The organism is Nocardia citri, assembly GCF_054065835.1.
In genome coordinates this window covers 1-20,501 of sequence record NZ_JBSUQM010000002.1, presented here as the reverse complement: position 1 = coordinate 20,501, position 20,501 = coordinate 1, and the positions used below count along the sequence as shown (strand labels likewise).

20 protein-coding genes are annotated in these 20,501 nt (G+C 64.0%); 2 read left to right on the top strand and 18 right to left on the bottom strand.

The features are described 5' to 3' along the window. Positions 1 to 83: 83 nt before the first annotated feature. From ACW2Q0_RS03815 to ACW2Q0_RS03780, 8 genes are read right to left on the bottom strand one after another with little or no spacing between them, the layout of a single operon-like run. Positions 84 to 2,618 carry a hypothetical protein gene (locus tag ACW2Q0_RS03815; protein ID WP_457186175.1) on the bottom strand — a complete coding sequence of 845 codons (2,535 nt, stop codon included), beginning with the start codon at positions 2,616 to 2,618 and terminating at the stop codon, positions 84 to 86. A 7-nt stretch (positions 2,619 to 2,625) separates the two neighbouring features. Further along, positions 2,626 to 2,940: a hypothetical protein gene (locus ACW2Q0_RS03810; protein ID WP_457186173.1), complete on the bottom strand. Its 315-nt coding sequence runs from the start codon at positions 2,938 to 2,940 to the stop codon at positions 2,626 to 2,628. Positions 2,941 to 2,973: 33 nt separating this feature from the next. Continuing rightward, complete coding sequence (locus ACW2Q0_RS03805; protein ID WP_457186171.1) at positions 2,974 to 3,339, bottom strand: hypothetical protein; 366 nt, start codon at positions 3,337 to 3,339, stop codon at positions 2,974 to 2,976. Next, a complete protein-coding gene (locus ACW2Q0_RS03800; protein WP_457186169.1) occupies positions 3,332 to 3,997 on the bottom strand; it encodes a hypothetical protein in 666 nt (221 codons plus the stop codon). The genes ACW2Q0_RS03805 and ACW2Q0_RS03800 overlap by 8 nt, the downstream gene beginning before the upstream one ends. Beyond that, positions 3,994 to 4,341, bottom strand: a complete 348-nt coding sequence (locus tag ACW2Q0_RS03795) for a hypothetical protein (RefSeq protein ID WP_457186167.1) — start codon at positions 4,339 to 4,341, stop codon at positions 3,994 to 3,996. The genes ACW2Q0_RS03800 and ACW2Q0_RS03795 overlap by 4 nt, the downstream gene beginning before the upstream one ends. Further along, positions 4,338 to 5,816, bottom strand: coding sequence for a PPE domain-containing protein (locus ACW2Q0_RS03790; RefSeq protein WP_457186165.1), 1,479 nt, complete (start codon positions 5,814 to 5,816; stop codon positions 4,338 to 4,340). The genes ACW2Q0_RS03795 and ACW2Q0_RS03790 overlap by 4 nt, the downstream gene beginning before the upstream one ends. A 44-nt stretch (positions 5,817 to 5,860) precedes the next feature. Continuing rightward, positions 5,861 to 7,474, bottom strand: a complete 1,614-nt coding sequence (locus tag ACW2Q0_RS03785) for a hypothetical protein (protein ID WP_457186163.1) — start codon at positions 7,472 to 7,474, stop codon at positions 5,861 to 5,863. 12 nt (positions 7,475 to 7,486) lie between these two features. Further along, a complete protein-coding gene (locus tag ACW2Q0_RS03780; RefSeq protein WP_457186161.1) occupies positions 7,487 to 8,044 on the bottom strand; it encodes a hypothetical protein in 558 nt (185 codons plus the stop codon). A gap of 162 nt (positions 8,045 to 8,206) precedes the next feature. Between ACW2Q0_RS03780 and ACW2Q0_RS03775 the strand changes: the two genes are divergently transcribed. After that, entirely contained in the window at positions 8,207 to 8,587 is a 381-nt protein-coding gene (locus ACW2Q0_RS03775; RefSeq protein ID WP_457186159.1) for a hypothetical protein, read from the top strand. Continuing rightward, the gene (locus ACW2Q0_RS03770; protein ID WP_457186157.1) at positions 8,587 to 8,751 is read left to right on the top strand and encodes a hypothetical protein; all 165 of its coding nucleotides are present in this window, start codon (positions 8,587 to 8,589) and stop codon (positions 8,749 to 8,751) included. The genes ACW2Q0_RS03775 and ACW2Q0_RS03770 overlap by 1 nt, the downstream gene beginning before the upstream one ends. Positions 8,752 to 8,765: 14 nt before the next feature. Here ACW2Q0_RS03770 and ACW2Q0_RS03765 read toward each other — a convergent pair whose 3' ends face one another. From ACW2Q0_RS03765 to ACW2Q0_RS03720, 10 genes are all read right to left on the bottom strand, one after another. Next, positions 8,766 to 9,926: a C40 family peptidase gene (locus ACW2Q0_RS03765; RefSeq protein WP_457186155.1), complete on the bottom strand. Its 1,161-nt coding sequence runs from the start codon at positions 9,924 to 9,926 to the stop codon at positions 8,766 to 8,768. A 266-nt stretch (positions 9,927 to 10,192) separates the two neighbouring features. After that, on the bottom strand, positions 10,193 to 11,134 hold the full coding sequence (locus ACW2Q0_RS03760) for a hypothetical protein (protein ID WP_457186153.1): 942 nt from the start codon (positions 11,132 to 11,134) through the stop codon (positions 10,193 to 10,195). Positions 11,135 to 11,205: 71 nt separating this feature from the next. After that, positions 11,206 to 12,048, bottom strand: coding sequence for a hypothetical protein (locus ACW2Q0_RS03755; RefSeq protein ID WP_457186151.1), 843 nt, complete (start codon positions 12,046 to 12,048; stop codon positions 11,206 to 11,208). A gap of 390 nt (positions 12,049 to 12,438) precedes the next feature. Next, positions 12,439 to 13,710, bottom strand: a complete 1,272-nt coding sequence (locus tag ACW2Q0_RS03750; RefSeq protein WP_457186149.1) for a hypothetical protein — start codon at positions 13,708 to 13,710, stop codon at positions 12,439 to 12,441. After that, positions 13,707 to 16,235 (bottom strand): ATP-binding protein, encoded by a 2,529-nt coding sequence (locus ACW2Q0_RS03745; protein ID WP_457186147.1) that lies wholly within the window; start codon positions 16,233 to 16,235, stop codon positions 13,707 to 13,709. The genes ACW2Q0_RS03750 and ACW2Q0_RS03745 overlap by 4 nt, the downstream gene beginning before the upstream one ends. Beyond that, entirely contained in the window at positions 16,235 to 16,768 is a 534-nt protein-coding gene (locus tag ACW2Q0_RS03740) for a hypothetical protein (protein WP_457186145.1), read from the bottom strand. The genes ACW2Q0_RS03745 and ACW2Q0_RS03740 overlap by 1 nt, the downstream gene beginning before the upstream one ends. Continuing rightward, positions 16,765 to 17,025, bottom strand: a complete 261-nt coding sequence (locus ACW2Q0_RS03735) for a hypothetical protein (protein WP_457186143.1) — start codon at positions 17,023 to 17,025, stop codon at positions 16,765 to 16,767. The genes ACW2Q0_RS03740 and ACW2Q0_RS03735 overlap by 4 nt, the downstream gene beginning before the upstream one ends. An 18-nt stretch (positions 17,026 to 17,043) precedes the next feature. Continuing rightward, positions 17,044 to 18,075 carry a conjugal transfer protein gene (locus ACW2Q0_RS03730; RefSeq protein ID WP_457186141.1) on the bottom strand — a complete coding sequence of 344 codons (1,032 nt, stop codon included), beginning with the start codon at positions 18,073 to 18,075 and terminating at the stop codon, positions 17,044 to 17,046. 77 nt (positions 18,076 to 18,152) lie between these two features. After that, positions 18,153 to 19,289 (bottom strand): GAF domain-containing protein, encoded by a 1,137-nt coding sequence (locus ACW2Q0_RS03725; protein ID WP_457186139.1) that lies wholly within the window; start codon positions 19,287 to 19,289, stop codon positions 18,153 to 18,155. 291 nt (positions 19,290 to 19,580) lie between these two features. Continuing rightward, positions 19,581 to 20,501: ROK family protein (locus ACW2Q0_RS03720; protein WP_457186137.1), on the bottom strand; the 921-nt coding region annotated here is incomplete at its 5' end.

Genomic DNA, 20,501 nt, shown 5'->3' with positions numbered 1-20,501 from the left:
AATCAGTCCTTTCCCTCCACCGACTTCCCCATTGTCGATCCTTCCCATGGCTGGGAACCGCTCGACCGCAGGTCCAAGCGCCCCTAATGCGCTGGTGGTCCCGCCGAGATGGTGGATCGCCGCGAGTGATCCGGCACGGCGGTCGGTGTTTGCACAAAGTGCGGGTGCTCGACCAGTTGACAGTGCGCGTACACGGCGTCGCGCAGGCACTGACGTGTCGGCTCCTCGGCGAGCAGTAACACCAGTTCGTTGCAGCGTCGTTGGAAGACCATCGAACGCAGGGTGGCCGCGTCGGTGCCGGATCGGCCGTCGACATGTTCGGATCGCAACTCCCCCAGGGCGACTCGCGAAACATCTGCGCGCAGCGCCAGCATGGAGGCCGCGAGCAAATCATCGACGTCGCGCAACTCGTCCCACAACTGCGTCGCAACCGCTGTATTACGCTGGATCGCCACCAGGATCTGCTCGCGCAGCTGCGGCGCCCCCAGTGCGGCCGCCGCGCCGCCCACCTGCGACTTGCCAACGCGCACATGAGCATCCGCGGCCAGTTCGGCACAGCGTGGCCCGATCTGCGTGGGCGGTAATCCGGATATCCGTTCTACCGACTGCGGGGCGGCCACCAGCCCCAACCGATCCACCAAACCAGCCCCCGGCGATCCGAGGTCCATCGCGGTCGATGCCGCTACTTCCCCTGCCATCGGCACATCCCCCAACTGCCTGCGCATTTCGGGGTCGATCGCCGGTGTGGAAGCCAGCGCCGACAGCCGGGCACCCGATTTCCGGCCCCAGGCCAAGCCGAACTCCACCAGCACCCGGCCGGGATCGCAGAGGCCTTCCCATGCGGCGCCGTCGGATTCCGACCACAGCCACGGCGTCGATATCTCGCGCGGCAGGTACAGTCCGGCGGGGATCCAGCCGCGTCCCTCGTTCGACGTCACGAAGGCACTCACCCCGCCGGTATGCCGTAGCACCGATACCGCCCAGGACAGTCCCACCGCGGACGAATCGACGGCCGCGAGGATGCCGCCCAGAATGGTCCGCGCCAGTACCAGGTCGCCGTCGACGCGGTCACCGAGCACGAATGTCGGTGCGGCCGCCGACAGCATGGCCGCTCCGACGGCGTTGCGGATCAGCTCGTCACTGCCACCGGTGTCGGCTGGTCCGGACGGTGGGCGGGCCGCCTGCTGATCGGTATTACGTTGCGGCAGTGGCTGTTTGGTCTGTGTGGCCGATATGCCCGACGAATTTCCCACTGCTGCAGCCACTTTCGATGGTCCCGCTGCAGCGGCGCGCTGGTCCGGCGCCGGGCTCCGCGTATCGGTCACCGCCCCCCGCGCATCCGCCACCGCACCCCGCGAGTCGGCCATCGACACAGGCTGGCGCGTCTGGGATGCGGGCGCGGACACTGCCGCACCGGTCGGAGACGAACCCGATGCGGTCGAACCCGTCGCTGCGACCGGTGGCGCCATGGCGCCGGCCGCGAATAGTGGCGAGTCGAAGGATGTCTGCGCATCTGGAACCGCTCGGTCCGTATCGGATTGCGCCGCTCGGAATCCTGTTCCCACCTCGGATGAATCGCCAGCCGCGTGCGTATTCGCCTCGCTCGTCGAGCCGTCGCCGACCGCATCACCCGCCGTTGCAGCCGGCGCCATACGATGCGAACTACCCGCCGTCGATACGTCGGGCCCGGCGCCCGGCGCCATGGACGGTGAATAGTTCACCGCGGCAACGTCATCCGGTGATCCGGTGGAAACCCGTCCATACTCCGAATTCGTCGGGGCCGGTGCCGTAGGGCCCGGGATCTGCCGACCATCCGGCGGCTGCGCGGGTTCGTCCGCGACCGGATTCGCCCCCGCCGGATATGGAGCCGTGCGGCTGGGATCCAACTCCGGGTCGAGCGAGCTCGGCAGCCCAGGCAGTGGCACATCGGGACGGTGAACCCCCGGATGCCGCGCGTCCCCGGGATGGCGAGCGTCGGGATGGAAAGAGCCGGGATGGCGAGAGTTGGGATGATGGCCATCCGGTCCGTGCCGTGACGGCGTGTCCCGCTCACCCCCCGGTCCGGCATCCCACGGACCCGGCTCCCCCAGCTCATCGGCGATCTTGGCCAGTGTGGGCAATCCGGTCGGGCTCAACGTCTGCAGCGCCGTGCGGACTACGTCCTCGACCTCTTGCCTGGCCTCGGCGATGATGTCGGAAATGCGCTGCTGCCGACGCACTTCGGCGGCATCGAGATCCTCCTCGTCCGACGCCACCGCCTTGGGCACCGCCGCGATACGGCGGTCTGCCCGATCGACGATATCGAGGATATGGTTGCGCGTGCGGCGCACCCGATCCGCGAATTCCCCGAAGGTGTCGGCAGCGGCGCTCAGTGCGTCGGCAAAGGCCTGGGGATGCCATTGCTGGGCGCGCATATCGTCCTTGATGGACTGCATGCCGATACTCGAGCGGGCGCTGTCTTCGAACCCGCGCCGTGCACGTTCGAGACTGTCGAGGTCGAGCGCCGCCGCCCGGTCGCGAGCCCGCGTTTCCAGAGCGCTCCAGTCCCCTGGCGGGATCGCGGGCCAGTTTTTCTGAACGATCTCATGCCAGTACGGACTTTCGCGCTCCGGTTCCATCCGGTGATCAGATCGATCGGTAGCGGTCGATGTGGTTCCCCCCGGACACATCCCCGTTGCCGAGCGCGTGCGCGACTTGCGTCGCGTGGTGCAAGGTCGCATCGGCTCGACGGGCGCTGGCCGCCACCGCATTGGCGAATGTGGTCGAGATCCACTGTGTCTTGGCGACGAGTTCGTGATCGAGCGACGACTCCGGACGATGGTGCGGCCGCAGACCGGTCGTCGACTGCACGACCTGGGTACCGATATCGGCGGCTGCCGTAGTGAAATGGCCCGCCCGCGCGATCACCTCGTGCGGGGCATCGATGTCCAGATTATCCATATCGAGTCCTGTTCTGTCGCTGCGGTAGTGCGGTCAGGGAGTTCGGCCGAACTCGGCTTCTTCGACAGCCCGGTAGGAGGCTTCGGTGGGCAGGTCGAACGAATCGATGGTGTAGGGGCGAGTGCCGTTGTGTTCCATCTCGGCCCGCAGCCCGACCCGTGATTTCAGATGCGCCAGCCGGGCCAGGCGAACGATCTCGGCGGCCAGCCAGGTATCGCCGTTGTCCCGGGCATCGTCGGTGATATGCAGGCCGACGATCTCACCGGATCGATCGCAGGCGACCCCGACGGTGTGGTCGGGGTTGAAGACCTCGTAGAGCAACTTGCGCCAGTCCGGTGCGGCGGCGCGGTCGTCGTCGAAATCGTCCAAGTCCGTGGAGTGCATATCCGTCCTAGTCATCAGGGTCCTCCAGCCGCGCGGAAAGTACGGTCCACACGGCATCTTCGATGCTCAATACCTGACGCAATTGCCAGAACCGGGCGCCCAGATACATCTCCCCCGTACCGTCCGGTGCGATATCGAGATGATCCGGCCCCTCTACCGTCGGGTTGAGAGTGACCGTGGTGATCGGGGGGTGCTGGTCATCGACATTCAGCACCGTCGCACTGCCGCCTGGAATGAACTGGTGCCGATAGCGCGGACTGGTCGCGATCGCGATATCGGCGCTGTTGGTGCTGATGGTGATCTCCGGATTGAGCAACAGCTGCGTCGCCCAGGCGCGGGCCGCGGTCTCGGGACGGTCGGCATTGATCGCGATGGCATGGGTGATCGCGAGATCGACGACGAGCACCGATTCGGCACTGGTGACGCCGACGACCACCAGCCGCTTGGGGGTACCCGATGGATACGGCAGATCGTCGGCGGCCAGCGTTATCACGTCCGACCCCACGCCCACCCCGGTCGCCGGATGGGCGCCGACACTACCGGTGGCGACGTCGATCGTATAGGCCGCAATCGGATTGGGGACGCGCCCGCCGACCCCGGCCAAGCGCACGAGGCCTTCGTCGTGCAGCCACCGAACGGTGGCGGCGACGGTCACCTCGCCGGTCTCGGTCATACCTTCTGCTCCGCCACGGTCGCCGAGTTCGACTCGCCCGAATCCGGCCAGGTATCGGAATCCATGATGATCTCGTACTGACGTGCCGCGTCCGCGGTGCTCTCCCGAATGGCGGCCATGATCTCGGTGACCAAATCCGCGCTCTCCAGCCGGTCGACGGTTCCCGGGGCGAGATAGAGATTGGTCAACTTCCCCATCGCGTCGACCTCGGGCACGACCGCGCCACTGGGCGATGGCCGCCGCGCGCGGATGCCGTCGATCTTCTCGCGCAGATCGGCGATGCGGTGCCGCAGATCGCGCGCGGCATCGAGGGCCGCCTGCACGTCGGGGTGGATATCACTCATGCGGTACCTCCGGAATTAGTTGGTGCCTGGTGCTGGCTCGGCGTCGGCGATGTCACGGTAGGTGCGATCGTGGGTCGCTCACCGATCACGGCCTCGGTGTGGGGAGTGTCGTCGACATACATCAGTCGATCGGGATGCCAGGCCACCACGCGATTGCGGTCGCCGCTGCCTCCGGCGCCGCCACCGGCTCCCGGTGCCATCGGCCCGAGCGGCATATACGGCGACCCACCGGCCGTGGCGGCGCCGCGCCCAGCGGCTGTCGAAGTCTGCAACGGCTCGATCACCGATGTCCGAGGCAGTGCACTGGCCGCCGTACCCGCCGTCGCGACGATCGGCATCGCGCCCACCTGAACCGTCGGGCTGGACGCGCTGGTCTCGACCGCGCTGATCGGTATGCCCGAAGCGCCGCCACCGCCGCCGACGCCGCCGGTCGGATAGCCGTAGCCGCCGCCGATATCCTCGAGCATCTCGGGGTTGGCCGCGAGGTCCTCACCGGAGTCGGAATTCGCCGACGACAATCCGGTGGCACCCGAAGCCATCGCGCTCATCAAGGCGGGCAACATCTGCATCAGGGCACTGGAATCGCCGCTGCCACCCGAGTTCGAACCCGAACCGGAATCATTGCCGGAGCCCGAGCCGGTCCCGATCTTCGAATTGACCGCCGTCGAATAGCCGGTGATGGCCTCCAGCGAACGCGCATTCTGATCCTGGAACTTGGCCAGCGCCTTGGAAATCGCGAGTTGGTTCTTGGACCGCATGGCCTGGATCAGTTCCTTGCGCGCGGCAATGATCTCCTCCGGCGTCGGGTGTTTGGCCTTCACCTCGCTGAACGCGCTGTGGTATGTGTCGATCCCCTCGGCCAGCTGGCCGAGGCTGGTGCCGAGCTGGTCGAGCCAGCCGCGATGCTGAGCGAGCTTGCCGGCCGCGGCACTGCCGACTGGTGTCCAGTTCTGCATCGTCAGCGCGGCTCGATCGAGACCGCCGGTGGCCTGGTTATGGGAGTCGGTCAGGAACGTGCGGACCGAATTCGCGAATCCGGCGGCCGGCCCCGGCCCAGGCCCGGCGCGCAGCTGATACGCGAAGTCCAACGGATCGACCGGACCACCCGGCGTCGGCAATGAAAAATCCGGCAACTTCCGCGGGCTGAACGGTTGCACCTCGCCCACCGGATTGACCGCCAGATCCGCGCCCGAACCATTGATATCCCGGGCGCCTTCGTCATCTCCGGTGCTGTAGTCGACAGCCGCGGCACCGATATGGTGCGCGGTCCGCTGTACTTCGTTGAGTACTCCGAGCGTTCCGTTGAAAAGATTCGCCGCGTGAGCGTTGAGCTGGGGTACCGCCTGCGCGGAGATCGGATCGGCGCCCGCAGGAACCACCCAGCCCTTCGGCAGCGCGGCCCCGGTGCCGCGCGCCATCTCGGCGAGCTCCGCCGCCGTCGCGACGAGCTCCCCCAGATCGACATTCAGCACCATACTGTCTCCTCTCACCCTCGATTCCCGACCAGGCGATCTCCCGATCAGGCCGGGGCCGCGACCACCGGAACCGCAGCCGCGGACGGATCGCCCGTGCCGGGAACCGCGGGTGCCGCGCCCTTGTCACCCGTGGCGAGCTCGATACCGTTCGGGTGCGCGAATCCGTTGAACGTTCCGAAGTCGCCTGCGCTATCGGACATGTGCGATACCAACGGCACGAGTTGCCCGTTGACGATCGCGTCCATCGTGCCGCCGTCCTCGGAGGGCCAGATGACGACGATCGCGGTCCGGTTGTCCCAGATGGCCACGTCGCCGGTCATCGCCTGGTACGGATCGATCTTGGTTCCGATCTGCTTCTTATCCGACCACTTGGCGGTGGTCTTCTCGTATGCCTGCTGCGCATCGGTGCCGCTGGCATTGCCGAATGCGGCGTCGAGCCCCTGGGCGACGATCGCGGACACCTTCTGCGTCTTTCCGTTGGGGAATGGGTAGAGCACGCTGCCGTCGGCATCCGGCGTGCGCCCCGGCGCCACTGCCGGTTGCGTGGAGGTCGCGTTGGACGGCGGCGTGCTCGCGGCGGCGGCCGCAGTGGTGGCCGCCGCGGGTTGCGCGACTGTCGGGGAGGCGTTGACCGGGACAGCCGCACCGGGGTACTGGTTGTAGCGGTTCGGATCGACTTCGTCGCGACGATCGTTCAGATCGGGGTCGGCCTGGTTGCGCTGCATAGCCTGCATCATCATCATCGGCAGCATCGAATCCAACCCGCTGCCCATCCCGGAATCCATTCCCGAACCGGAATAGTTGTCCGGGTTGTTGGGTGTCGTCGTCGACCCCGACCCGGTGCTCCCGTTCCCCAGCTTGTCTATCGCATCCTGCAGTTTCTGGTCGGCGTTGTTGATGCCGGAAGCGGTATCGCGGGTCCCGTCTCCGGTGCCGGTGCCGGTGCCGGCTTCGGTGCCGCTGCCGGTACCGGTGCCCGCATCGATAGGGGGCGGCGTGTACGCATTATCGTTTGCGTTACTGTTGCCAGGATCATTATCGTCGTAATTACCGGTGTTGAGGTCTTTCGGGTCAGGCGAGGGCGTCTTACCCGAATCATCCTTCGAATCATCCGGATTCTTGATGTCTTTGGCAGCCTGCTCCATATTGGTCTTTACTCTGTCCAGCGCCGTTTCGCCGTCCTCGAACGCCTTGGTGGTATAAGAAACGATATAATCGCTCTCGGATATCCCCTTGGGTGGATACTTCGGTGCGGCATCGTTGACTTCGTCGATCGTGGCATTGATCGCCTTCTTACCGTCATCGATGGTCGTCTTTGCGGCCTGAATGATAGGCGCCAGGACAATGTCCTTGTCCCTGAGATCGGTCATCTTCTGGTTGAATCGGAGCACCAACACCGCGTAACTCTCGAAGAAACGACTCTGCCCGTGCGGCACGGTATTGGGGAGTAGCGGCAAATTATCGTTCGTCGGAGGGTCGGTCTTGGAGCCCTTACCCAAACTTTTATAGACTGTGTCGAAGAAATCCCAGAGCAAATAATAGTTTTCCGCAATAATGGGAGCGAAGTCATATTCGTGCGGGTAATTCGGAGCCGCCATATCCGGAATCAACATCTTGTGCATTTCAATATCCGGAACCGTCGTCTTTTTCTCTGCCATCGTACATCAGCCTCAGGCCGCAGAGGTACGTGGTTCCGGAGTATTATCACTATCGCCAGTCGAAGAACTGATTATTCTGGTCGGCAACTGGTCCGGCAGATCTTTCTTCGGCTTCTCCTGCTTAGGCGCTGGGGCAGAGGCGTGCACTTTGTCCTGCAGCTTGTCCCATCCCGCCAGACCCGCCGCAGTACTGACACCAGCGGTGACAGCACCCAGAACCGGGCGTGCCATATTCGCTCGCGCGAAGCCCAGCCTGCTCGCAAACCCACCGAGATTGGAGCTTTTGGAAAGCAGATCCGGGACGTCCTTGAAGCTTGCCGCGAGCGCTTTACCCCCACCTTCGAACAACCCCTTGGTCGCGCCGCCCACCAACCCACCTGGTATCGCCCCCAGCGCACCGCCGACCAGGGCACTTTCGGTGATCTGTTCCCAACCTTTGCCGTCTGCGGCTGCCTGTATGGCGCCAGCGGCCGCACCGACGATGCCTCCCAGAACGGGGCCACCGACAAACGATGTCGCGACCGCCGCACCGGTAGCGATGGTTCCCCAACTGATACCGAACAAGCCCATAGCAATCACCCATCGGACGAGGTGTGGTCATCTGCGCGTTGCAAGCAACCACCAGCCATGCGCGAGACTTCCTTTCGACACTCCCATTGTCGAGGATTCCCATCAATGGGAACATACATGCAGGCCGCACCGGTCAGGATTGTTCGGGGGAGAAGCACGTCGATGTCCACGAAGCCGCGCTGGAACAGCGGACAATCCGCCGGGCCGATGACGTGGCCGCCGCACTCACCGCGGACCGGATCGCCGCTCTCGGCGTCCGCTATCTGCAGAACTCACCGCCCACCCGGCCCAGGTCGCCGCGTCGAAGCAGTCACCCCGATACCCGTGTCGGTCGCGGGGGGCCCACCGCGCACTCTGCCGTCCGGTCAACAGGGGCAGTGGATCAACGAGGCGCTGCGCGTTCTTCGCGAAAACGGCTACGACACACGGCATATCAGCGCCGCGGATATCGCGACCATCATCCAGCACGAGTCCGGCGGCAATCCCGACGCGATCAATCTCTGGGACGGCAATGCCGGCAAGGGGTTCCGTCGAAGGGGCTGATGCAGACCATCGACCCGACCTTCAACGCGTATTCCTTTCCAGGACATCGTGATATCTGGAATCCGGTCGACAATATCGTCGCCGGGGTGCGCTACGCCATCCACCGTTACGGTTCGGTCAGCGATGTCCCTGGCACGGCCAATCTGCACGAAGGCGGTTCGTAGGGGACTGAACAGGATCAGGCGTACCGAGAGGCGTGGTAACTCTTCGGCAGAGACGTCACTCGGACGTTCAAACCGGTACGCGGTGCCTCCACGCATTGACCGTTCCCGATATACATCATGACGTGCTGCGGATTGCCGTTATTGAATTCGCTGTCGGGGAAGATCAAGTCACCGGGACGAATGGTGGCCGGATTGACTTTCGGCAACTGTCGGTACTGCTCTGCGGCCGTGCGTGGGATCCGCACACCCGATTTGGCCGCGGCATATTGCATGAGCCCAGAGCAGTCGAATGAGCCTGGCCCCTCGGCACCCCACTCATAGGGATCGCCGAGCTGGGCCAGCGCTACCTTCATCGCCACCTTGGCGGCCTCGCTGCTCGATCCGGTGCTGCTTGGGTATTGCTGTCCGTTGAGGTTGTAGAGGTATTGGCCGGTGAGGCGGTTGATGGCTTTGGCGGTGTCGCTGGCGCTGGCGTGGGTGCCGGTGACGATGCGTTGGGCTTTGTGGAGTGCGGTGGTGAGGATTTGGTGGACTTTTTGTTGTCCGGCTTTGGTGTAGGCCTGGGTGCCGAGTTCGGCGAGGGCGACGTTGACTTCGCGGATGAGTGCGGAGACGGCTTTCTTGTCGATTGTGTGGTTGCCCGCGAGTCCGATGATGTAGGAGGCGAGTTGGTTGTCGAGGTTGTTGAACGCGGCGGCGGCGTTGGCCTGCCACAACTGTCTGGCCTTGATCGCGCCCGCGGTGTTCCCGGATCCGCTGACGCCCAACTCTTTGCGTAGCTCTTTGACCTCGGGATCACTACTGTCACCGTCACCGTAGACAGCCGCCAGCAGTTTCAGGGTTTTCAACGCTTCCTCGGCCTCGGGAGTCAACCCACTCGAGGTACCCGTATCACTACTCGAGCCACCCGATCCCGAACCCGAACCCTTCCCGCTGCCACCACCGCTGCCACCGAGTCCGGACAATGCCGAGGCGATCATCATCGGCAGCATCGCCATCGCCGGGACCGCCGCCGCGATCAGATCCGGATCCAACCCCGGCCCCTGCTCGGGCCGCTGCTCGGCAGCAGCGGTCGTCGACCGCTGATCCGGCACCACCTGCCCCGCCGGAGCCGCACCAGCCCCGGCCGGTGGCGCGCTCGCCCCAGCCGGTGGCGCTACCGTCCCCGGAGCCACCGCACCCGAACCCACACCACCCGGCGCGGTTCCCGGATTCGCTGCCCCACCACCAGCACTCGCCCCCGGCGCGGCCGGCGCCGAACCCTGTTGACCCGAACCATTCTGACCCGGCGCACCAGATGGTGGCGCCACCGACGGCCCACCCCGACGCTGCTCCTGCCCCTTCCCCGACCACGGCGTCACCGGAGCAACGGGCGCATCCCCTTCCGCCCCAGCACCCCCAGCCGGAACCCCGACATCAACCCCCACATCCACCGGACTCGTCACAACCCACCACCCAACACACGCTTGACCCGGACATCACGCCCGGTCGGCATTGTTTCCTGAACCGTCCGCCCCGAGGCCGGATCGACGGTGACGATTTGCGTTGCACCAACCGCGATTCCGGAGCGCATCGGGGCGTTGTTCCGGTAATTCCAAAACACCAGATCACCTGCGGACACTGCCGACGGGTCGACCCGCTGACCGCAACTCGCCTGCCCGGCAATGTTATTCGGCAGGACCACAAGGCCAGATACCACGTTGCCCGTTGCCGCACTGAGCTGCCCGCACGGTTTGCGAGTCGTCGCGCTCGTTTGTCCCGCATCACCGGTCTGCGACGATGCGGGTGCACCATTGATCGCAGCGGCGCCGTTGGGTAGGTCACAGCGGCCCGTGGCCGACGCGGCTGACGCCTGGTAGATCACCGACCGGCCCATCTCGGCGAGGTCGGCGACCACGCCACCCGAACTGTCGCCCGTCGTCCCGGACGGTGGTCCGAGCTGTGCGAGAGCCAGCTTCTGCGCGCATTCGGCCACGAAACCGGTGTTGGCGGTCTGCAGCGGCGGGGCCTGGTACGGCGCGGATTTCAATGCGCTGACGCAGGCCCGCTGCCATTCGGAAGCGTCGGTGTCGTCCGGGGCGATGGTCAGCTCCGCATAGGGGTTGGTGGTCGGTACCGCCGGCGACCTCGCCGAGTCAGCACCACCCGTCCTGGATCCAGCACTCGCGGCGGCGGTCGTGCTGGGAACCAGCGTTGCCGTGCTGGCCGGATCCGGCCCCACCGCACTGTCACACTGGTAGTTCAGATCGGCGGCGGCCGGCGATGTCACCCCGCCGACCGATAGCACTACCACCGCCAGCATGCTGCCGCAGCCTCCCACGACTGCCAACAACACCCATAGCCAGGCCGGGATCATCGCGAGGATCATGAGACGTTGGATCATTCGAATTGCTCCCTTCCTACGAGATGGCTGATCGACTGACGCGGTGCCGCACGTTTGCGATCGTCGAAGTCTTAATAATTCAGCAGTCGCGTCACGCCCCTGAGCCGCCTGGTCCAGAGCGCTTGATTGAGCGGAGTCCGCGGGTCGGGTGGTGCCAAGTTGTTCCACGATGTTCTGGGAGCGCCGGACTGCCATTGGTCGGTGTCGGTGGCCCGGACAACCTGCTCTCGGACATCTCGAAGGGCTTGCTGGGAAGTCGGATCCTCGAGGAGAGCCGAGACAGCCCGCTCAGTCCGCAGGGCGTGTTCATTACCGATCCAGTCCATCATGCGCCCAGCCTGGTCCTGAGTGATGCCGTTCAGCATCGGGTTCGCTGTTGCGATCGGGCCGCCGCCATCGCGCAACTCTTGCAACGCTTTGATCTTCTCTTTCGTGGGTGCGTTCATGTAGTCTTCGACGAAGTCTCGTTCAACCCCGGTGACGTTTCCACCGTCGAGACGGACACCGCCATAGTTGGCCCTTCGATACCTGAATACGCTCTGCTCGAGCGTCGAGTAGGCAGCCGCCACGTCCTCGGAGCTGCCGCCTGTTCCGTTGACGACGCGGTACGCCTGGCGTTGGGCTTCCTGCACGGCGGCAACTACGTGACCGAGCTGCTTGTTCGCGAGCGTCTCGTCCTCAGCATTGTCATCTACGATCCCCCACGTTCTGATCGCGATGTCCTTCATCCTGTCCCTCGAGAATCCGGCGCCCGTGAGAGCACCCATCGCATCACCCCGGCCGCCACCCGCATCCTCCAAACCTCGCAGCGCCGCAGCGGCGCTTCTGAAGGTATTGCGGCGGCCCCACACCGGATATTCCCTGGCAGCGTTGCGCGCGGCACGCATAAACTGTGAGCGGTTCTGGTAGGACATCGAATATTCCTCGGTCGCCCCCCCTCCTGTTCCAGAATCCAGCCTGGTGCCTGGCCATATCCCTTTTCAATTTCGACTGGGGATGCCACGACCCCGGGATGCCCAGCATGGCCCACTCCGTCAAGGGCGAGTTCGCGATAGTGCTGGCAGCTCCCAGCGTGGCCAGCATTCCAATTCCGTGCATCGAATTTCCGGCGTGCGCATTGCCCATCCCCAAGGCTGTCGCACTCCCTGATCCCGAACCCGAGCCAGCCCTGGCGCCGCCATTCTGCACCGCCACCGCAAACCGGTTGGCAATCCATTCGTTGCCACGATCCAGGTTCAAGTTGAGACGTTTGAGCTGAATGACGGCAATGACCTGGACGACTGCAACGATAACGAGGATCTTTATCACCAGCCCACCGCCTGCGCGAACAGACCGTTCAGGATCAGCATATAGATGGCGAGAAAAATAATATTGAACACCATCCAAAAACCCGAGTAGACAGCGTGCACCACACAACGGATCGTCCATGTCTGAGTGGCTCCGTAGATGTATCCCCCGGCACCGAACCCGAATATCGCCAATACTGCGTAGTACATCGCGTCCATACCGAACAAGACAACCTTGCACGACATGTATACGCAGAAAACAACCGTAACGCCCCCCGATACGATTATGATGAACCCGGCGCCGACCTGCCACCAGCTCGGTTTTTCCGTCGCCGCGTATGCGGCGCTGTCCCCACAGGACTTGAGGCCGCTCTTCACTTGGTCCTCGCTACCGGCCAGCATTCCAGCCGACCACGCCGACTTACAGGCTGGTCGCTGGTCTACGACGTGCCCATAATTCCACACCTGCAGCGGGGCCCGCACGAAATTATCCGCCATACCCTCTTGTAACGTAGCTACCAGTTGGGTGGTGTCCGGATTGCTGTTACCATTGAGCCCTGCGGCCACCGAAATACCCAGGTTTCGGCCCTGCGCAAGAAACCCATTCGACGAAATCACTTCTTCCACCGGATGATCTAGAAATAGTGGACTGAGCACCGCCACCCCACCGATGAACAAGACGCCGATCGCCGCCTTCGCATGATAACCGCGGATGATGAATACGGCCAACGGGACTCCGCCGATAGTGATCGCAACAGCCGCCAGCAGGGGCGTCGCAATCGTATGCGACAGATTTTCCGCCGCCGCCTGCACGGGCTTGCCGATCAAATCCAACCATTGGAAGCCGAACGCATTACCGACCATCCAATTGGCGGTCGTCTCAATGATGATCCAGGGCTCGAAAATAATGAAAATCATCAGCGAAATCACGGCATATCCGGGATTGAAGACACTGCCATGATTAGTGACGAACGTATAGTTCGACAGCGGGACCCCTGATGAGTCGCGGATGTTCATCCAGCTGGTCGCACTATTGACCGACGAGCCCGCGGTGTCGGTGCCGGACTGCGCGGTGGCCATCGCATTCACGAAACCCGGAAATACGAACAGTACGAAGACCGTGACCAGAACCCATGCTGTCCAGCGCCTACGGCGAGTCGCGGCGACCCACCTACGACATCGTCGCAACAGCACCTTCGGCGACCAATGCGCCGGATCCCAATCCGGCGCGCGAAGTGCGGGCGTCCGCCAATCGGCCAGGGCGACACCTCTAGCGGCACCCCCGGTCATCGGATCGCCTGCCGCTCCGAGCCGGTGATGCGGGCACCACCGGCCGTGGTCGGGGTACTGGTGATCGCCGCCGCCCGGTCGGGACGCGCCGGGCCGAGCACCTTGCCGCGCCCGATCCGATTCAGCGCGTCACGCATGAACATCTCGCCACGCCGTTCCTCCGGCACCTGCCGCCCCGAACCGACCGGCGGGGAGGTCTCTTCTCGCAATATTTGCAACAGGAACGGCGCTTCCTCCAGATCCACGCCGAGCCATTCCAGACTGTTGCGGGCGAGGGTTTCATCGCGCTGCCGGAAGACGAACCGGTTGGGTATCAGATTGTGTGCCGCACCCTGAAAGTCGGTTGCCGGATCGTGGGAGGCCAGCCCGATCGCGGCGAGGTGTTTACGACCGTCCCGGCTGAAATCCGAGGTCACCGACGAACCTACCTGGGTCTGGGTGAAATGGTGCGCCTCATCACCGACCAGCAATCCGAATCGACCGTTATCGGTGAGGAATGCCTCCCGAGCCGCGACACCGACCAGCTCATATAGCGCAGTGCCGAGCCGCTTGGTCAGCGGCAATCGGTTGTACAGGTGTGGAGTGGTGAGTTCCTCCGCCGACGGCAACGCCAGCTGGTGGCTGCGGATGACCGTCGCCGCAGCGTTGAGCCGCAATGGACGCAGCTTCGGATCGAAGAGCACCGGCACCCGTTCGACAATGGTGCCGAGCCGCGCCGCCAGATCTGCGTATTCTTCCTCACGCCCTACCTGATCACGAAGCCTTCGGACCACGCGGTACAGATCGAGCAGACTCCGGATATTGTGCTCGGCAATGCCTTTGGGCGTCAGCAGATTGCTGGCGGCAGCACCTGCCCCGGAGGTCGGCGACAGATCGAGTAGCGGCAGGATTGAGTCCAATGCCCGCTCTCCCGCAACCCTGGGATCGAATAAGCGCAACGGATCCAAGGACACCGTCGGATCGGCCAAGTCGATGATGACAGCTTTATCGATCGACGAGGCGAAATGCTCCCATTCGCCGACTTGACTGCGGTCGATGGCAAGGAACTGTCCGCCCAGATCGTGGACGAGAGCAGCCATGAGTTTCAGGAAATACGACTTGCCGGACCCGAGTTCGCCGGTAACCGCGAAGGATGCGGACAGGTCGTGCAACGCGGCTTCCATGATGCCGAAGTGGATCGGTTCGAAATTTCCGGACAGGAGATTGACCCCGATCACCGGGCCACTGTCGTCACCGATCTGACTGGTGGTAAACGGCACAAAGCCTGCCCACATATCCGACGGGACGATATGCGCGAAATCGTCGAAGGCCCGCCGTGACGGACTGCCAGGAATCAGCATCGACCACAGGTCGACCTGAGCGCCGACCGGTGCGGTCATCTCGACCTGGAAGCGCTTGTAGCGGCGTTTGATCGTATTCACCGCGTCCAGCGTGACATCCCGAGAGTGCCCGCCGACGGCGATCACCGTGGTGAACGACACCTCCGATTCGCCACCGTTGATCTCGAAGTGCTGGTTGTATTCGCCGAGCATCTGAGCCTTGGACATCAAGGTGTTCTGTGCGAAGGAGACCTCTTGGTCACGCTGATCCATCTGCTCACCGAGCCGCCGAAGGCTCAGCTCATTGTTTTTCAGCACCTGCTCCGCGGGCCTCGTCGACACTCGCATCCCCCAGTCGACCGTGACATCACCCAAACCCTCGAGCACATTGAGGAATTCGCTGCCACCGGGAAATCTCATCCCCGAATACGGAAATGAGCGAGGAGTAAGCATTGCCTGGTAGGACGACTGATATATCGAGTCCGGCTGTACCACCTTGATGACCGGAACGAATGACGGTCGGATGCGGCGGTTGCTATCCGCCTGGGCACCCTCGTCCAGCGCAGCCGAGCGGAATACCGCCGAAGTCACATCGTCGAGCGCGCCGGCGCGCGTGGGCGCAACCGGATCACCTGCCGCTCCGCGGGCCAGATAGTGGTCCCACAGCCATTGGAACAACGCTGCGGGCACTGGAGTCGGATCGAAATCGCCGCCGACCCGGGACAGTATTTCATTCGCCTTCTCGTCGAAGCTGTCGAGTTCGGCACGCGAGATCGCGGTGGCATCTATTGTGGTGGTACTGCCTCGCCATATTCGCGAAAGTGCGGAAATGCCCGGATTTGTCGCCCCGACCGGTATCGACAGCAGGTAGATCCTGGTCTGCGGCACAATAGCCCGCACCCGCTCGTAGGAAGCGACCACTTCATCGGCGTATTCCTCGCACTCGTCGAGATCCACGCCTTCCACCATCTTGGTCAGCACGTCGATCGTATTGAGCTGCGCCTGGATACCCAGTAATAGCGAACCGTTCGGCAGGTTGTTGATCAGCGAGTGATGGGCCGCCTTCACGTCGAACTTGTCGCTGGCCTTTCGCAGACCGTAGCCGAGCGGGTTGATGAAATAGGTTGCGGTGACGAGACCCGAATGGGTGAATTGCAGATTCCCGCGAATCGCGGCGGTGGGCTGGAGGTCCTGTCCGAATGCCATCAGCCGCGTCCTTCCACCTGGTGGTGCCCATTGCCGTTCAACCGGGCGCTCAGATCAGCCGCACTCGCGCCCGCGTCGAGTGCCGCGAGCATGCGCTCTTGTACAACCGTGCTGCCGGACGGCTTTTCCGCGCCGACAGGGTCGGGCAGGATGATCACAACCGTTTCCTCGACGAACATGGCCAGGCGCGCGGAATCCGCATCGATCGGCATGCCGGAAGCGGAGACTGGTTTGCGATAGACGATGAGTCGACCGACCCACATCGCCCGGGAGATCATCCGAACCCCCGTGTATGGCACCAGACCGAGAGCGAAGACGATCACTATCGTCAGCACTAGACCGACGATGAAGGTGACTGCGGGATTAACCGGAAATGTCATGGCGCAAACCGAAGTAATTGCCATCATCACCACTGCACCTGCGACCTGGGGCAGGGTATATGGCCCGAAAGGGAGCTTTTGACCGTTCTGGGCCTTGCCGATCATGGTCGGCACGCGCTTGATCGGCGTGAAAACCTTGATCACTTGGGTCATCGATAACCGCCGATGGGGTGGTCCGGGACGATGATGTTGGAGTCGGTGCGCGCGTAGTTGACCAGCGTGGGCAATACCCAGAACAGGACAGCGGCCAGTATTGCCGAGCCCGTCACCGCGAGGATCTTCGCCGGGGACAGCCGAGATTTGGCCGCCTCGGAGATCAGCACGCCCATGCTGAGGATGGTGATCAGGATCAACCCCGCCCATCGGACGAAGATCAGCACGCCGTACAGGATGGCGCTCAAATTACCCATGAGCCTGCCTCTTTCGTATCAGTTCTGGGTAGCCCGCGGAATCTGCACCACCGACGAGGGCGCCGAGGATGAAGTGGCCGACGCAGGTGCGCTGCTTTCGCGCGAGTTCTGTTCGGCGACAACGGCTGGCGGATTGGTCAGGGCAGGGACCGAATCCACCGACTGGACCTGCCATTGGCCGCCGTTGCGCACCATGGTGAGCGGATAGGCCAATGTCGCGGCCGTGCCACCGTCCCCCTTGGGGTTGACCGTCGTCAGCACTTGCGCCGCCGATCGCGTGGTGCCACAACTGTTGTCATCGGAAACCACCGCTGCCGTCTCGACCGTGGTGTAGGGGGCCGGACGCAACGCGGCAATCCCGGCGTCGAGGGTGACGTAGCGGCCGACATCTCCGGTACCGGTCAGGTACGCGGTCAAGAATCCCGAAGCAACCTGGGCCAATGGCGTATCCGCTGTACACGGCGAGGAATACGCCTGCGCCAGATCCGCACCCCGACTCGGCGGCTCGACCAGAGCGGGCAGCGACAGCGCCCGCAGTCGACCGTTGAGCACCGATATCCCCACCCGATAGAACTGACGGGTGTCCGCGCCGGCGGTGGCGCCGGTACTGCCGCCGGCGGCCGGAGCGGATTTACCCACCCGTACCGATACGGTCACCGACCAAACCTCGAGCGAATCGAAGCTCCCGATGCGTGCCACATACACCACGGTCGGCTCCGACACCTGCCGCGCCGTCGTCGGCAGCGTAACCTGCTGTGCACTGGCGCCGACATATTCGCCGAGCCGATCCTGTTGTCCGGCAACCGAGCCCAGATAGGTCATGATGAACTGCTCGGCGAAGGACGAGGCCAACTGCGCGCGCCCGACGGTCGCCGGCGTGGCACTGTCCGACGGCGGCGGTGGATCCGAGGAGAACCAATCGAGGATCGCGTGGCCACCGCCGAGCACAGCCAGCACGGCCAGTACACCGACGATCACATTGTCGCGGCGGCGGCGTGCGACCATTCGGCGAAGTAATTCTTCGCCCGAATCCGTCGATCTGCCAGCCATCGTCCGCACTTCCGAAATGGTAGAGAGCACAATCGTTTCCGGTCGCCCAACCATTCCCAGCATTGGGGACAGCGGGATCAGAAGACCGGACTACGTTTCATCCGATGAGCGAGCCGATATCGCAGCTGATCGTCGTAACCGATCGGCACGGCCCCCTGGACGGATTCCGGTGCATGGCGCCCGGATTCCAGCACGGGAACATCGTCGGCGATCCGAACGAGTTGCGCGATCGCCAGCTGGCGGTTCGGATACCCCGGATAGGGATAGAGCAGCATCGACGTCGGCGTATAGCCGCCGCCATAGTTCAACGCTCGCAGCGTGACACCCGCGGTATCCCCGGATTGCAAGCGGTCGGTGAGTCCGACCAGACGGTTGCGGTCATCCGGATGGAACACATCCACCGGCCGGAACAGGTAGTCCCACCGAATCCACGGGGCCGGATCCGTCAGCCAGTGCGAGATGCTGGCGTGCTCGGTCTGCACGATCGCAAGATGCGTTCCGGCGCGGCGGTGGGCTTCGCGCAATCCAACGCGTTCCAGGGTCGGCCACTCCGACAGTTCGACATCCGAGGTGACGTCCTCGATCAGCAACCATGCGCCGCTGGTCCGCTCGTCGTCCCGGGCCCGAATGGTGATGCGCCAGCGCCCCGGCCGCTCGGGCCCGTCGGTCACCGTGACATCGAATTGGAGCTTGTCCCCCGGCCGGGGACCATAGAGCAGATCGAGCACCTCGGCATGCCGATTGAAACCCGAGATCCGGTGGAACAGCTCGGCGATCGACATCACCGGTGCATACTGTTCGGGCGAATTCCCGGTCAGCCGCGTGGCGCCGACCGGCTGCTGGATGGTCTGGGAGCCGAGGTCCCAGATCGCACCCACCGCGGCCGAAGATACCGGGCAGTTCGCGCTGACCGGGCCCATCCATAGGCGGACCGCGTGTACATCGCCGCCGGGTCCGAACACCGGCCGGATCCGCAGCAGATGGGGCCCCGATCCGGTCTTGATCATGAGATCCACATCTTCGGCGCCATCGCGAGCCGCACGTAAGGCATCGACGAGACTTCGAGTCTTCAGACTGTCATAGAGAGCTGGCGTCCTCGCCAGCAGCCGCTGCAGCACGCGCTGCCAGTCGGCGAAATTCCGCGGCGCTTCCCCCACCGACGCCACCGACATTGCTTCGGGCGTCAACGTCTCGATCGTTACCCAAGGAATCACTGCGCCACTCGTCATCGCTCTTGCCCGTACCAGCCGTTCTTCCGGAAGCCGCCACCCAAGGGGCGACACCATGTGACTCAAACAATGTACCGCTACCCAACGGCTCATTCAATAGATTTCTCGATGTCGACATCACATGCAGTCTGCATCACGCTGACACCGCGAGTTCACCGAGCCGTCGTTTCTTAACACTTGCTTGAGGAAGCGGTAGTGATCTGTCTGAATTCCACCCGAGAACGCCACAAGTCGCGGATCGCCGGGCATACCGGCAATCCGCGACAGAGCGGATGATCAGCCGTGTGACGTCACGGCCAACACTCCGGCCCCCGCGAGTACACCAGCCTCCCCGAGTTCGGACGGTACGACGCGCAATCCAGTCAGAAAGCTCAGCCGGGCATGGGTCACGACGGCCGCGCCGAGCGCCTTCCAGAGCACAGTGCCGGGCCGGGCCATGGTACCGGCGACAACCACGAGATCGAGGTCGAGCACAGCGGCTATCGAGGCGATCGCCCGGCCAAGGGCCGTACCTGCGTTGCCGAGCGCGGCGCGCGCGATCTCGTCACCGGCTTGCGCGGTCTCGAACAGGTCGTCAACAGACTTTCCCGACCACCCCTGCGCGCGTGCCCAATTCAGCGCGGACCGTCCGCCCGCCACCGCCTCCAGACACCCTCTTCCCCCACATTCGCAGGCATTACCGAAGCCCGGAACCAGCACATGTCCGAGCTGCCCGGCATTTCCGGTGCGCCCGACCACCACAAGGCCGCCGACCATGACGCCGCCGCTGATCCGGTCCGACACCGTCATCGTCAGCGAATCCAACACCTCGCGCGTGTGGCCGAAGTTGCGCTCGGCCAAAGCCGAGCAGACACCATCGAGCGCCAACCGGACCTGCGCTGTCGGAAAGAGCTTCCGCACCGCCTCGACAATGCCGAAACCCGTCCGCCACTCGGCGATCCCCGGCGGAGCCACCACACCGGCCGCCATATCGATCGGCCCCGTGCAGGCGATACCCACAGCGGTAACCTCACCGAAGCCCGCCACCTCGACCAGCAGATCGCGGCAACTGTCCCAGACCGCGCGGACCGGAATCGGGCTACGCCGGATGTCGTCCTCGCCCGAATCTTCGGAGAGTTGACACGCCGCGAATCCTTGTGGGCCGATCTCCAATGCCAACCACGTCATGAGTGCTACACCGCCAGAGAGAGTTTCGTC

Coding starts and splice junctions, on each gene's coding strand:
- ACW2Q0_RS03770 (WP_457186157.1), top strand. CDS start 8,587: ATGCAGACCATCGACCCGACCTTCAACGCGTATTCCTTTCCAGGACAT.
- ACW2Q0_RS03800 (WP_457186169.1), bottom strand. CDS start 3,997: ATGACCGAGACCGGCGAGGTGACCGTCGCCGCCACCGTTCGGTGGCTG.
- ACW2Q0_RS03750 (WP_457186149.1), bottom strand. CDS start 13,710: ATGACCGGGGGTGCCGCTAGAGGTGTCGCCCTGGCCGATTGGCGGACG.
- ACW2Q0_RS03760 (WP_457186153.1), bottom strand. CDS start 11,134: ATGATCCAACGTCTCATGATCCTCGCGATGATCCCGGCCTGGCTATGG.
- ACW2Q0_RS03775 (WP_457186159.1), top strand. CDS start 8,207: ATGTCCACGAAGCCGCGCTGGAACAGCGGACAATCCGCCGGGCCGATG.
- ACW2Q0_RS03815 (WP_457186175.1), bottom strand. CDS start 2,618: ATGGAACCGGAGCGCGAAAGTCCGTACTGGCATGAGATCGTTCAGAAA.
- ACW2Q0_RS03745 (WP_457186147.1), bottom strand. CDS start 16,235: ATGGCATTCGGACAGGACCTCCAGCCCACCGCCGCGATTCGCGGGAAT.
- ACW2Q0_RS03730 (WP_457186141.1), bottom strand. CDS start 18,075: ATGGCTGGCAGATCGACGGATTCGGGCGAAGAATTACTTCGCCGAATG.
- ACW2Q0_RS03810 (WP_457186173.1), bottom strand. CDS start 2,940: ATGGATAATCTGGACATCGATGCCCCGCACGAGGTGATCGCGCGGGCG.
- ACW2Q0_RS03740 (WP_457186145.1), bottom strand. CDS start 16,768: ATGACCCAAGTGATCAAGGTTTTCACGCCGATCAAGCGCGTGCCGACC.
- ACW2Q0_RS03805 (WP_457186171.1), bottom strand. CDS start 3,339: ATGACTAGGACGGATATGCACTCCACGGACTTGGACGATTTCGACGAC.
- ACW2Q0_RS03735 (WP_457186143.1), bottom strand. CDS start 17,025: ATGGGTAATTTGAGCGCCATCCTGTACGGCGTGCTGATCTTCGTCCGA.
- ACW2Q0_RS03780 (WP_457186161.1), bottom strand. CDS start 8,044: ATGGGCTTGTTCGGTATCAGTTGGGGAACCATCGCTACCGGTGCGGCG.
- ACW2Q0_RS03785 (WP_457186163.1), bottom strand. CDS start 7,474: ATGGCAGAGAAAAAGACGACGGTTCCGGATATTGAAATGCACAAGATG.
- ACW2Q0_RS03755 (WP_457186151.1), bottom strand. CDS start 12,048: ATGTCCTACCAGAACCGCTCACAGTTTATGCGTGCCGCGCGCAACGCT.
- ACW2Q0_RS03790 (WP_457186165.1), bottom strand. CDS start 5,816: ATGGTGCTGAATGTCGATCTGGGGGAGCTCGTCGCGACGGCGGCGGAG.
- ACW2Q0_RS03795 (WP_457186167.1), bottom strand. CDS start 4,341: ATGAGTGATATCCACCCCGACGTGCAGGCGGCCCTCGATGCCGCGCGC.